This is a genomic window from Marinobacterium sp. xm-d-564 (assembly GCF_013283345.1).
In the GTDB taxonomy this organism is placed as follows: domain Bacteria; phylum Pseudomonadota; class Gammaproteobacteria; order Pseudomonadales; family Balneatricaceae; genus Marinobacterium_E.
Map to the genome: position 1 here is coordinate 1 of NZ_WBYO01000010.1, position 12,997 is coordinate 12,997.

14 protein-coding genes are annotated in these 12,997 nt (G+C 44.4%); 6 read left to right on the forward strand and 8 right to left on the reverse strand.

The window, feature by feature from the left end:
- Window positions 1-354: 354 nt before the first annotated feature.
- Both XMD564_RS09865 and XMD564_RS09870 read left to right on the forward strand, forming a co-directional pair.
- Complete coding sequence (locus XMD564_RS09865) at window positions 355-981, forward strand: hypothetical protein (RefSeq protein ID WP_173495112.1); 627 nt, start codon at window positions 355-357, stop codon at window positions 979-981.
- A 394-nt stretch (window positions 982-1,375) separates the two neighbouring features.
- On the forward strand, window positions 1,376-1,828 hold the full coding sequence (locus XMD564_RS09870) for a RadC family protein (RefSeq protein ID WP_217364300.1): 453 nt from the start codon (window positions 1,376-1,378) through the stop codon (window positions 1,826-1,828).
- A 209-nt stretch (window positions 1,829-2,037) separates the two neighbouring features.
- Here XMD564_RS09870 and XMD564_RS09875 read toward each other — a convergent pair whose 3' ends face one another.
- The 7 genes from XMD564_RS09875 to XMD564_RS09905 all read right to left on the reverse strand — a co-directional run bounded on the left by XMD564_RS09875 (window position 2,038) and on the right by XMD564_RS09905 (window position 8,626).
- A complete protein-coding gene (locus XMD564_RS09875; protein ID WP_173508265.1) occupies window positions 2,038-3,417 on the reverse strand; it encodes a hypothetical protein in 1,380 nt (459 codons plus the stop codon).
- Window positions 3,418-3,715: 298 nt separating this feature from the next.
- Window positions 3,716-5,161: a phage/plasmid primase, P4 family gene (locus tag XMD564_RS09880; RefSeq protein WP_173508266.1), complete on the reverse strand. Its 1,446-nt coding sequence runs from the start codon at window positions 5,159-5,161 to the stop codon at window positions 3,716-3,718.
- The gene (locus tag XMD564_RS09885; protein ID WP_173508267.1) at window positions 5,161-5,355 is read right to left on the reverse strand and encodes an AlpA family transcriptional regulator; all 195 of its coding nucleotides are present in this window, start codon (window positions 5,353-5,355) and stop codon (window positions 5,161-5,163) included. Before XMD564_RS09885 ends, XMD564_RS09880 begins: the two co-directional genes overlap by 1 nt.
- A 120-nt stretch (window positions 5,356-5,475) precedes the next feature.
- Window positions 5,476-6,195 (reverse strand): hypothetical protein, encoded by a 720-nt coding sequence (locus XMD564_RS09890; RefSeq protein WP_173508268.1) that lies wholly within the window; start codon window positions 6,193-6,195, stop codon window positions 5,476-5,478.
- Complete coding sequence (locus XMD564_RS09895; RefSeq protein WP_173508269.1) at window positions 6,188-7,378, reverse strand: integrase arm-type DNA-binding domain-containing protein; 1,191 nt, start codon at window positions 7,376-7,378, stop codon at window positions 6,188-6,190. Before XMD564_RS09895 ends, XMD564_RS09890 begins: the two co-directional genes overlap by 8 nt.
- 244 nt (window positions 7,379-7,622) lie before the next feature.
- Window positions 7,623-8,033: a PH domain-containing protein gene (locus tag XMD564_RS09900; protein ID WP_173489235.1), complete on the reverse strand. Its 411-nt coding sequence runs from the start codon at window positions 8,031-8,033 to the stop codon at window positions 7,623-7,625.
- Between the two features lie 155 nt (window positions 8,034-8,188).
- Entirely contained in the window at window positions 8,189-8,626 is a 438-nt protein-coding gene (locus XMD564_RS09905) for a hypothetical protein (RefSeq protein WP_173508270.1), read from the reverse strand.
- 163 nt (window positions 8,627-8,789) lie between these two features.
- On the opposite strand from XMD564_RS09905, the gene XMD564_RS09910 reads away from it, so the two are divergent.
- The 3 genes from XMD564_RS09910 to XMD564_RS09920 all read left to right on the forward strand — a co-directional run bounded on the left by XMD564_RS09910 (window position 8,790) and on the right by XMD564_RS09920 (window position 11,636).
- On the forward strand, window positions 8,790-9,386 hold the full coding sequence (locus tag XMD564_RS09910; protein WP_217364301.1) for a transglycosylase SLT domain-containing protein: 597 nt from the start codon (window positions 8,790-8,792) through the stop codon (window positions 9,384-9,386).
- Between the two features lie 66 nt (window positions 9,387-9,452).
- Window positions 9,453-10,784, forward strand: a complete 1,332-nt coding sequence (locus XMD564_RS09915) for an AarF/ABC1/UbiB kinase family protein (RefSeq protein ID WP_173508272.1) — start codon at window positions 9,453-9,455, stop codon at window positions 10,782-10,784.
- Between the two features lie 36 nt (window positions 10,785-10,820).
- Window positions 10,821-11,636 carry an EAL domain-containing protein gene (locus XMD564_RS09920; RefSeq protein WP_254445625.1) on the forward strand — a complete coding sequence of 272 codons (816 nt, stop codon included), beginning with the start codon at window positions 10,821-10,823 and terminating at the stop codon, window positions 11,634-11,636.
- 14 nt (window positions 11,637-11,650) lie between these two features.
- On the opposite strand, the gene XMD564_RS09925 is transcribed toward XMD564_RS09920, so the two are convergent.
- A complete protein-coding gene (locus XMD564_RS09925) occupies window positions 11,651-11,821 on the reverse strand; it encodes a DUF6435 family protein (RefSeq protein WP_173508273.1) in 171 nt (56 codons plus the stop codon).
- Between the two features lie 95 nt (window positions 11,822-11,916).
- Here XMD564_RS09925 and XMD564_RS09930 point away from each other — a divergent pair, with 95 nt between their 5' ends.
- Window positions 11,917-12,927, forward strand: a complete 1,011-nt coding sequence (locus XMD564_RS09930; protein ID WP_173508274.1) for a GTP-binding protein — start codon at window positions 11,917-11,919, stop codon at window positions 12,925-12,927.
- Window positions 12,928-12,997 lie beyond the last annotated feature (70 nt).

Genomic DNA, 12,997 nt, shown 5'->3' on the forward strand with positions numbered 1-12,997 from the left:
TGAAAACGAATCATATAAGGTGTTACTTGATCAACTTTCAAGCATCTAAGGCGATTCGGGGCTTGCCAATGTTTTAATTGGCTAGATTCTGATTTAATTCGCAGCTGTAAACGACTGCTATGTGCCGGTAACAGCCGCTGAACTAGGCACCCCTCAATCGACGTTTGCCACTCCTAACGGAGTGTCATCATCTCTTATACTTCGCGCTTATGAAGTGGCGTAGCTCCGTGTCGCTAACTACGCTACTGCTCCAGCGCTCAGCTTAAGCCTGGAATGCGGTGTAACTTCTCCTTTTGGTAAGTCCATTTCGTGTTAGGCCCCGTAAGCATTCACAATAATAAAAACGGAGACCACATGAAATACGTTATAAAACCCCTCTCTCTGCTTACACTGCTGGGTGTGTTAGCCGGCTGTAACGCCGATAAGCTCGAAGTGACCCTCAAGACAGATGAGATAAGAGCCGTGGGGCAAGGCGAGCTGTCAACTATCTCTTTTGAAGCTGAGTTCTCTTTGATGTCGGAGCTAGACGCTGAACAGCGCGCTGAGCTTGATCAGATTATTGCCACTGTTGAAGACTTTATGGATATCGACGATATCGAGTTGGAAAATACCGATATGGGTATCAATCTACTGATCGAGGGGCAGATGCCGATGAGCGGGACACAGGTATCGGCTCCTTGGTATGTCAGCGTGACTGATTCATACGTGCACGATGATCTCTACCGTATCGAGCTAGCAAATGGCAATGAGTTCGATCGCTTCCAAAACGCACTGCAGGGAATCAACTTTATGCTAGCGCCTAACGCAGTCCAACCGGTTAAGTATAAGGTCCGCGGTGAAGGTTTAGTTATGGCGCCGGGTGTTGATATCGATGGTTACACGTATCTGCTATACGCCGGTGAGATCGATCGCCGTTTGACGATGAACTTCTCAGGTGGTCCTTGGGAAAATACCAGTGGGGGCTTCTTCCTGAATAAGTAATTTCGAAACAGTAAAGGGTAACGGCAGCCCCTTGCCGCTCCCTTAATCGCCAAAACTTTGACGCTCCCCCCAGCTCTGATCTAAATTTGACAAAAAATAGTCGCTTATGGATTCGGCCCCATGTCTATGCTACTTAGAGAACTTCTGATACTCGACAAAGTGCGCAATTGCGCGTTTACACTTTTATAATTTTGAAGTGACATTAACGCCCTAGATTCCCTTCAGTACTTGCCAGAACCGGCCATACGGAAAAATGTTCGCGTTTATTCTGGAGGTATTACTTATAGAAAAAATATATTCACACCGACCTACCCCCGGGGGTTCTAATCTAAGGGATCTTTTATTTCACACGCTTGCCCTTGTGTTAGGGAAAAATAACCAATGGAGACAAGCTATGAACAACTATTCCGAGTACCAACAAGAAGCGATCAGAGTAGCCTTGTCTGCTATACAGCAGACGCTAACCAACAGTGACGTAATGAACTCACCTGAGGAGGTGCAGAACTACCTGACATTAAAACTAGCCGATGAACCTGATGAATGGTTCGGAGTTATGTTCCTAACTAGCCAGCATCGCCTAATACGCTTTGAGCGGCTCTTTAGGGGCACTATTAACGCATCGCAGGTGCATGTCAGGGTTATTGCTAGAAAGGCCTTAGAACTCAATGCAGCGGCTCTTATCCTAGCTCACAATCACCCTAGCGGTATTGCTGAGCCTAGTGGTGCAGATCAGCGCATAACGACCAATATAAAGGACGCTATGGAGGTGTTTGACGTTAAGGTGCTAGATCACTTTATTGTTTCACCTGATGAGTCATGCTCATTCGCAATGCGTGGAATGCTGTGATCCATTACAACTAGCCAGGCCTTTGGGCTTGGCTGTTTTTTTTTGCTGATATCAGAGCTAGGGGGTAGAGGGGTAGTAGTTTGTAATCTCTACTAGATCTTATGCATGCAACAACCTATACCTACCGCGCTTCGCTTGCTGGATACCTTCACAAGCACCATTAGAAATAGTGCATGTTCGGCATCAGATATTTAAATACGCAAAGAGAGCTAGTTGCTAATCTTTACCTCAAACCCTGTTCGTTTAAATATTTCATCCTCAATGTCTTGGAACGATATGACTTCCTTGCTGTAAACAGCATCGTGAACCGGTATTCCATCATCAACTAGCGAAAGCATCACATCACGTATCTGCTTCTCGAAGTAGGTCCAAATGAAGAAATAGACGCTGGCCATCTTTCTGGCTGTCTTATCGTTTTTGGCAGTGTCTTCCCAGTCAATTTGATCTGGGAAATCATGACGGGACTGCTTTGCAGCTAGCTCTCTAACTTCTGGACGGTGTGTTGCAATGACAGAGATGACTTCTCTTCGTAACTTGTCGGACTCTTCCCTGAACTGAGCTAACTGCTCGTTATCTCCAGCATTCTTGTTGCTGCCGTTGGCATAGGCGGTGAGTAGCGCCTTAACTTCAGGCATGCTGATATTTAACTCTGTAGCTAGAGATCCCCTTAAATTGTCTTTGTAATCCTGGTCGTATCCGTAGCTGAATATCATTGGGTATTCTTGGAAGAGATCATCTGCGGTTTGGTAGATATGACCTCCATACTTGTACAACAGTCCAAATGAGATGATCTGTATGCCACCACTCATGTCGTAGTTGTTGTACCCAAGTGCTTTGCGTTCTGCTCCACGTAATCTAGTGAAGATGTTGTAATTCCTACCTAGGTTCGGATCAGTTGATGATAGGTTCTTAAGCGGGACAATGACTGATTTCTTATCAGTAGATAGCAAAGCTATACCCATGACCTGGAGTAGTGAAGGTAAGGATAGGTTAGCTAGCTCCTCAACACTTAGCACAATAAAGTCTTTATGTTTAACAAATGTCCGTCTACCTGATGAACATATGTAGGGAGGGGTATAGATTACTGGCTTGGTTACTAAGTCTTGGTTAGGTAATGTTAGTGGAACCATCCGTAATGAATAGTCATTATAAATACTACCTACTCCTTCCATATGTTCACCCAGTAACCGGACATATTTGATCAGGTTGTTCTTAAGTAATACACCTAGTTTCTTAACCACTGCCTTTGATTTGCTAGTTAGCATATAGCGTTTGCTATGAGAGCCAGCATAGTACTTATCATTCACGTTGAAGTGTTTGTTAAAGAACTGATCATGTCTTCTAAGGTATCTGAGGGAGACATTTTTGCTATGAATAGCTGCTCCTTTAGCTTGGTCTTTATTGGACAAAATTCGTAGCAAGATTCCGAAGTAATGCTTTCCAAATAGGGTTACTTGGGAGGACCTTTTAATGCTAGACAAGCCTCCATCTCGGTATACCAGCAAGTAGCCACACAGAGCTCCTAGGAGGCCACTGAAGCTGTTTAATTTTGTGCTAGATAAGATGTGCTTAATTAGCTGATCGTCCATTAGGCTGGCTTCTGAGGGTGTGCTGCGAGATGCTGTTAAGTAGTAGCTAGCTATCAGAGATTTATTGCGATGAATCGTCTTTTCATCTAGGCCTGATAGTGCTGCTAGTTCAGTATTTGGACGCTTATCGCCTAGGCCTCTGTGTTTTAAGTATCGTATTGCTAGTTCAAGGTTCGAGTTCATTTGGTGCCTACTAAATTGAGTGGTTTCCTACTCTTGCAAGGTGAGTAGTGACAGCAATTTCTAGCTAGTACTTCTCAAAAAAGTTAACTGTAAATTGCTGTCACTCGTGTCACACTCATTCGATCAAGCGGTATTGCTCGTCGAATTGAATGCCTGTGTAACCGCGATCTTTGTTAGATCTGTATGGGTTAACTTTTCCTTTCATATTGGTATCGAAGTACCAGGCTGTGCGTTTGCTAAATGCTTGGTTGGTCTCAGCAGGTTCAAGATTGGTCTCGCACCACTTTTTGTAGTATTCAAATAGCTGTTTGGTTGTTAGCCTCTGGCCAGCTGCTTCTTTGGTGTTTTCTTTTAGAAACTTAGACACAGTGTCTAGATCCTCTCGATAGCTGTCACGCTCATCAAGTACCTTTTTAGGGGTCTGAATACCGTTTTTACGCCAGTCAGCAAGTCCAGCTAGGGCCCAGTTAAGAATGCCTGGTAGCTCTTCTTTGAGCTTCATAAGGAGGTTTTTATCTTTTTGTGAATCAGGCACTACGTGTCCGAATTCAATGAAGCGGAATCGACGCCAAAAACCCTCATCATTAATGTTTCCGTATGGCTTGTCATTGCCGTACATCACTACCTTTGCGGTAGATTTGAACGTGATTGGATTGCCACGAAGAAACCTGCCAGTAATCTCTTCATCACCAGAGATTGATTTCAGCATCTGTGCATTGAAGGTTTCGTTATCGTTGGTTTCATCTGTAATAGCTAGTCGTGCACCAGCTAGCGTTGCTAGGCTTGCATGAGCGCCTAGGTTTAGTGCACTGCTTTTCTTCTGCATGAAACTATCAGATGAAACTTTAACGCCGTAGGTTCCTAGCAGTGATTTTACCAAGTCGATAAAGGTTGATTTGCCGTTAGCGCCTTTTCCGTAGAAGTAGTAGATCTCCTGCTCTTTTGTGCTTGCAGTTAGGAAGTAGCCAACAAGACGTTGAAGGTACTTGATCATATCCTTATCACTCTGCATCGAGGTGTCTAAGAATCTCTCCCATACTGGGCATTTTGCATCTGGATAGTAGGTTGTATCCAATGACTTCATTACCAGGTCGCTTGCTACTGCTGGTCGAACTGACCCTGCCTCAATATCGTATACAGAGTCTTGAATGCCAATAAGGTTATGATTTGCGTTTAGCTTTTTGACACCCTTTGCTGTTCTGATCTGGACGACCTTCAATACAGCATTCACCTTGCTTTGGTTCATTTGGTTTTTTAGCCACTGTGGTTCTCCTGCTTCAATCTCTGGGTATTCACCGTGGAAAATATCCAAAATGATTTGGTAGTAGAAATCCCAAACTAGGTTTGTTGCATCTTCAGCTTCATGCCAAACCCCATTTTGGAATACTTTCCACTCTTTGCGCGAAGTATCAAACAGAATGTTGTCCTTGTGCTTCGCTACAAGTAGTTCAGCAATGATGATGTCGTGCTCACCGTCTAGAAGCTTTTCCGTGATCTGGTCAGTGTTTACTCCATTTGTTGGAGCTACTTCAAGGATGCTATTTGTGTTTAAAGAATTCATTACGCTGCCTCCTGGTCACGAAGGGCGATACGGCTATCAATCCACTCTTCTAATTCTGATTGCACCCAAGCGCTTGAGCGTTCGCTAAGTTTGACTGGTTTTGGGAATGCACCTTGCTGAGCAAGAGCGTAGATGTATGAACGTGAAAGGCCGGTAGTGGCTATTACGTCTTTAAGTTTTAGTAGTTGAGGCATGTTATGCACCTTTTCCTTTTTCAGTTGCGCCGTTGTTGGCGTAGGTGCATTACAAATTTTTAGAGGTTTTGCTCCCTCACAGGTGGGGGAAGAGGATTCCCCAGGTGGGGAAATACCTATTTAGTTCTTTTGTGTCTCCAGGAACTTCATGGCTTCTGCTAGAAGGCGTTCATCTACTTTGCTGAGGCCGTAATTATTCACGTCCATCTCTACAGCTAGCTCTAATAGCAGCTCTTTAATTTGGCTTTTATTAGGGGTTGTACCTGATGCGTACTTTGGGCTTTTAGCTAGATGGTGCATCAGTAGGCCAATAACTTTTAGCGAAGTATTGGAAGCTAGCGCATTGTTTACAGGAGAGGTGGATAGTTGCTTCGAGGAGTTAACTTCAGACTTGAGCATGAAGATATTGTCTAGCTCAACCTCTTTGTAACTAGGTTTACCATCTACCCACTTATGATGATCGTATAGCTCTTCTGCTGTTCTCCAGTGATCGAAATCTGTGTCTGTTAGATCATCGCCTAGATTACGAAGTAGCTCCACTTCTGAACAATGCTTGTTAACAATCAATCCTTTAATGGCTGACTCATTTAAAGCCAAGATCTGTCCAATATTAATTTCTGTGTGCTGGCTATTTGCTTGATCATAGTTATCAATGAAGAACTTCTCTTCATCAATCCATTCTTTCTTGCATGGAATTAGATCAATGGTGCGATCAGTCTTGGAAATAGTAAAAAGGTCCAGCTTGCCCTCCAAAGCATCAAATAGAAGATCTGATACATCCAACTTCATTGTGGATGCTGCTTCGCTAAGGTTGATAAGGTCTCTAAGTGATTTAGTCATTCTTTAACTCATCCAAGTAATCGGCCCACTCTTGCATCATCTTTGTTCGCTCTGGCATGTACTCTGCTTTGTTATAAACAGCTCTAATCCTATCTTTTGGTGCATGCGCTAGCTGCATTTCAATAACATCTGGATTGTAACCTAGCTCGTTGAGTTGTGTGCTGGCGGTATGCCTTATGCCATGCGAAGTAATGAACCCTCTTCCAAACTGCTCGCCAGTATTAGGGTTTATCAACCTAGTGATTGCTACGTTAAGGGTGTTCTCCGTCATAGGCTGCTTATTGTTATTGATGCTAATAGAGCTCATGAACACATACTCAAGCTTGCCTGTGAGCTTTTCCATGTCCTTAAGGATACCAATCGCTTGTTTGGATAATGGGACCTTATGCTCACGATCAGTCTTCATCTCTTCTGGTGGGAATGTAATCAACTTGTTCGCAAAGTCGACATACTTCCATCTCAAGAACCTGATGTTGTGTGGGCGCAAGAAAACAAGGGACATGAACTGCAGGCCCTTTTTAACTGCGTAATCACCCGTATGCGTATCGATTGCCTTCAGGAATAGTGCCACATCTTCCACCTTTGTTAAGTGGGCAAAGTTCCTAGTTTCCTTAACCTTCGGCAGTGTGCGTCTAACGGTATCTGCTGGATTGTTTTCTATTAGCTGCAGGCCAATCATGTAATCAAATGTCTGGCGACAATAGATAGCTAAACGCTGAGCAGTTTCACGTTTACCAGATTCAGCTATTGGCTTGAGAAGCTGATTTAAATCCTGAGCAGTGATTTGTGTTGCATCTTTTTTGTCTAAGACTGGGAAGAGATACTTCTCCATTCGACCGATGCGCTTTGTATATGTAGACCCTCTTAGATCTAGAGTCTTCATTTGCTCATGTGAGTAATAGCTGAAGCAATTCTTCTCTGGTGTAGCATCTTTTGGGTTAATGCCCCTAGCAACTAGAGCATGTGCTTTCTCATGCTCTTCTCTAGCTTCTGCGAGTGACATGGCTGGATAGGTACCAAACGTGATTGTCTTCCGGCTACCGTCTATCTTCGCGTCATAGCGAAATGACTTCGTTCCAGTCTTGGTAACGTAGACATACAAACCACCGCCATCAGTGACCTTATACCCCTTCTCCTGGGGCTTTAGATTCTTGACCTTTGCATCTGATAAAACACGCTTCACTTTTGTTGTCCTGTACCGTCTGATACCGTAAACGATACCGTTTTTGATACGGTATTTCAACGAATGTCACAGGACTTTAGAAGACATAAAATGACTATAAGCTATTGTTATCAATACTATATAGGACTTTACAGGATCTTTGTTCGTAATCGCCTCGAGGCACCATCTTTAAAGCCTAGTCAAACGACTGGGCTTTTTTGTTTGTTTCTATGGTAAACCTCTTTGCCGATCTCAAGAATCTCATTCATTGTGGTGCGCAAGCGTCAATCATGCGCTTTATCTCATTTGGGTCATCATATCCTTTGATCACAAGATCTGCGTCATCGCCTGCTCGTGTGATGGTGATGTCACCATTACCAAATATTCTTTGCAGTAATGACTGCTTTATCGCAACAGATGGGTGCGCGGCGTGATTCACTTCGACCATATCTCGATTCAAAATGCCCCAGTGGAATTCAACCTCTTGATCGGTGATAACCAGCTTTGTCGTTTTTACCTTTAACCACCAGATCAGAAAAATAACCAAACCGATGCCAATCGGAACCAGAATTAAGGCTAGCAGGAAGCTAAAAGGCGCTGCTTTAAACATCTCAGGATGCTGTTCAAGGAACACTTTACGCTCGTGGGTAGGAATACTATCTATTTGTGTGGTCATGCTGGAATCCTTTCATCTATGAAGTCGTACTACCGGTATCATTAAGACTAGTACAAAATGCTTGTATTACCATAAACCCATCCGCAAAGAATCACTCTAGAATTAACCCAGTTAATGCGGTTTTCGCTTCCAATACCGCATATCAAAGACTCAATTTAATTTTTCAACAACTCAAGAACGTCAGCCACTGATTGAGCAATCTCTTCTGACGTTGCAGGTTCTTTCCCCAGCAAGGTATGGGCCGCCCTGTTTAGTTTTCGAATTTGATCAACTGTCTCTTCAGATTGATCACCATCCATGACTCTTTGTTTGAGTTTGCTTGTCGGGATATCACTGGCTGTGATGGTGGTGATATCAGTTGAGTTTAATCCGCCCAATAACCTATGAAGCTGGCCACGATTTTTTAGCCCTAACTCCTTAACAAGCTGATCGACAGCCTCCTGCTTGGCGGCACCTGTTTTGTGTGCTTTATTTTTCTTGGCTTTCTCTTGGTGCTGTTCAGGCTTTTCTTTCCCTTTTTCTGCAGTCGCCGGCGAGGATGTTGACAATAATGAGATAGAGAGAAGCGAGGCTAAAACTGTGCGAATGATCATAACAATCTCCAATTTGCTAATAATTTAAGCGTAGTCGCAAATTCCTATAAAACAATGAGTCACCCATTTACAGATTAGAAAGGCCGCATCACGGCATTACCGCTGCTAGCAAAACCAAGATGTGCTAGCCTCTCCTAGTCAAATGTTTAAATTAAGAGTTGTTATGACACGTTTTATTGCTCTGTTTACTGTTGTGTTTCTTACCGGCTGCGCCACCTCGCCTCCTCGCAATGTTGAGAACGCCTGTTACATTTTTAATGAGAAGCCTGACTGGTACAAAGCGTCGATGGCGGCGGAAGAGAAGTGGGGGCTTCCGATGCAGGTTCAGTTGGCGATTATGCGCCAGGAGTCGAGCTTTAAGCACGATGCAGCACCGCCACGAGATACCTTTTTAGGGGTGCCAATGTGGTGGCGGATCTCTTCAGCTTACGGGTATGCACAAGCAAAGGACTCCACTTGGGATTGGTACAAAAGTAAAACGGGCCGATTCTGGGCAAGCCGAGAGAACTATGCCGACGCTGTCGACTTTATGGGTTGGTACGCCGGCATCTCACAACGCACTTTGGGTATCTCTAAATGGGACGCCTACAACCAATACCTTGCATATCACGAAGGCCACGGCGGCTGGAAGAAACAGACCTTCAATAAAAAAGCCTGGTTAATTGGTGTTGCTAAAAAGGTCGATGCCAATGCGCGAATGTATGGCAGTCAGCTGCAAGGTTGTCGCGACCGTCTTAAATCATCTTGGTGGCCGTTCTAGGCCACCGTTACTCAAACCTGATTAAAGGTTTCGATCTGAAGGTTTATCGTTCACGTACGCCACTTCATGAATGAGAAAACCTTAACCACTGCCTCCCCCGTCCCCAAAAGCAGAGCATCACGCCTATTAAGCATGGGCGGATTAGCTACAAAACTTGCTGGAAACGTCTTAACAGAGGGCTCTAAACGCTGGATAAAAGGTGAAGCACCCTCTTTGAATGAGCTGGTTTTAACACCTAAAAATATGGGTGATGTTGCCGATAAACTGGCTCGGATGCGTGGCGCAGCGATGAAATTGGGTCAACTGCTCTCGATGGATGCTGGAACCCTACTCCCGCCTGAGCTGGCAGCTGTCCTAGCTAGGCTACAGTCGCAAGGCGTCATCATGCCTATGACTCAGCTCATACATACGCTTGAGTCGAGCTGGGGCACTGATTGGATGGATCAGTTTAACTATTTTTCGTTCGACCCCATTGCCGCCGCTTCTATTGGGCAGGTCCACAAAGCACGAACTCTGGATAACAATGAATTAGCAATTAAAATCCAATACCCCGGTGTGGCACAGAGCATCGACAGCGACATAGATAACGTCATTTCACTGCTCAGGCTAAGCGGTTTACTGCCCAAAGGGCTGGATATAGATGAATTGGTTGATGAAGCAAGGCGCCAGCTTCACTTAGAGGCTGATTACTACGCAGAATCAAGGCATTTGACTGATTTTTCCGGCAAGATCAGTAATTTTAGCATCAGTAAAAATCTTATAATGCCAACTTACTTCGCTGAGCTTTCGGAAACTAACATCATGACGATGAGCTTTGTAGAGGGCGTGGGCATTGAAGAGTGGCTAAAAGATCACCCAGAGGATGCCAGCCGCATCATGGGGCTGATGCTGGAACTATTCTTTACTGAACTCCTGCAGATGAACTTAATGCAGACTGACCCCAATCCGGCTAATTTTCATGTTTGCCCAGACACCGGCAAATTGATTCTGTTCGATTTTGGTGCCGTAAGGTCATTTAACCCTCAGTTTGTCGATCGTTACAAACAGGCCATAGACCAGGCCATTGATCAAAACCGAGCAGGCCTTGAAGCGGCATTGGAGGTGCTTGGGTTTTTCAAAAATGGTACCGATGTGGCAAACAAAGCAGCGGTTATCGATATCTTTACCATTGCCGCAGAACCCCTCAGATCAGCAACGCCTTATCATTTTGCTCAGAGTGATATTGCTAAACGCATCCATGAGATTGGTATGAGTGTTAGTAAAGACCCAGATGCGTGGCATACCCCACCGGCCGATGTGCTGTTTTTACATCGTAAAATGGCAGGGCTTTATCTAATGGCCGCAAAGCACAAGGCTGTTGTTGATACAAGAACTATCTATCAACAAATTAGTGGTTAATAAGGTTTTTATTTGAAGGCATTAACAGACTGAACTATGCTGAATCTAATCTCAGATTTGGTATTCAAGATGCTAAGTGACAAGGTCATAACACCGATCGACTACTCAAAATTGGGCTGTAAACAGTGCCTAAATGGTGAAGTGTTGGGCTTTGATTTCACTATGGCCTTCCAACCCATTGTTGATCTCCGCCATCAGACGATTTTTGCCCAAGAGGCACTGGCAAGGGGGCTTAACGGCGAAGGTGCCGGATCAGTCTTTGAACAGGTCAATGAACAGAACCTCTATCGTTTTGACCAAACTTGTCGAGTTAAAGCCATTGAAATTGCATCGCGTTTTGACAATGAGTCGCTGATCAGTATCAACTTCATGCCAAGGGCTATCTATAAGCCTGAGCTGTGTATTCGCACCACGCTTGAAGCGGCAAAAGTCTATTCGATTGATCCCAAAAGATTGATGTTTGAGTTCAGCGAAACTGAGCGTGTTGACGACATTGCTCACCTAAAACGAACGATTGAGTTCTATAAGGAGCAGGGCTTTAAGACCGCTATGGACGATTTTGGTTCTGGGTACTCAGGTTTAAATATGCTGACGGAATTTAAGCCTGATCTGATCAAGCTCGATATCCAGCTGATTCATGAAATTGACCACTCAAAGACACGCTTTGCCATCATTAAGTCGGTTAAAACGATGTGTGATGATCTTGGCATTCAGATCATTGCGGAAGGTGTGGAAACCGTTGAAGAGAAGCAGACACTAGAGGGTTTAGGAATTCACTACCAACAAGGATTCCTATTCGCAAAGCCTGCTTTTGAAACACTGCTTAAAACTGAAGAATTAAACCACCTCTGACACTAATCCAAGCGTTATTGATTCTCTAACTCTTGGATCTTTTTATAGGTAGCCTCAGCTTTGCTGGTTAGCAGTGAGTAGCCGGCAATATCCCCATTGCGCTGCAACTGCATCGCCTGCTCTGTTAGCTCTGCATACTCTTTTTTTAACTTCTTTAATGGATCTTTCTTAAATAAACCAAACATCTTTAATCTCCCAAGTTTGTCTTCTCTACGCAACAGACATTCAATAGGTTTGGTATTACTATCCTCAGTCACACCATCAATGGACGATTTCCTCGATGCTAAACGATAACACTCCAATTAAAGCTGTCCCCACCAATATCATTACAGGGTTTCTAGGAGCCGGTAAGACCTCTGCCATTGTTCACTTACTGCAGAACAAACCAAAAAATGAACGCTGGGCCATTTTAGTTAATGAGTTTGGCGAGATCGGTATCGATGGTAGCTTGATGCAAGGCCAATACTCAGAAGAGCAGGGAATATTCATAAGGGAAGTACCTGGCGGTTGTATGTGTTGTGCAGCAGGGTTGCCGATGCAGATCGCTCTGAACATGTTGCTCGCAAAAGCTAAGCCCGATCGCCTTCTGATTGAACCCACTGGCTTGGGCCACCCTAGAGAGGTTCTAGAAGCTCTCTCCAATGAGCACTATCAGGACGTTCTTTCAATTCAAAAGATCATCACATTGGTTGATGCGCGCCAGCTTAAAGATGAACGCTATACAACGCATGAGACCTTTAATCAGCAAATTGCGATTGCCGATGTCGTTATTGGTAATAAACAAGATCTTTACGATGAGGGAGATAAAGAGCGTCTATCACAGTATATAGACGAGCATTTTTCCCCAAGCAAACCACTCGCGTTTACCGAACAGGGTCAGCTCGACCCTAGCCTGCTGTCTGGCAGCACCAATGCCAAAGCTGCTCATGCTCATGCTCACCATCACCATTCGCACCAATCTGTTCTAGCCAACGAGCAACCTCTCCCTGAAATTGGCTTTCTTAAAGCAGAAAACCAAGGCGATGGGTTCTTAAGTGTTGGGTGGCGATTTGATCAGCGATACCAGTTTGATCGCTCCAAACTCTATCTCTTCTTATCGGGCTTAGAGGTTGAGCGAATGAAAGCGGTGTTTATCACCAATGAGGGGCTATTTGGCTATAACCTAGCGGATGGATCCCTAAAAGAGCTCGCAATCGATGCGTGTGAGGAGAGTCGCATTGAGATGATTGCCAAGCGTCTTGATGATGGCTGGGAATCACAGATTTTACACTGCGCAGTCGATAGTGAATGACCTGATTTGCTTTGTTGGGCGTAAATGTCTGAAAGGAGATTTTTATGAGCAACAATGCACCACTTCCCTG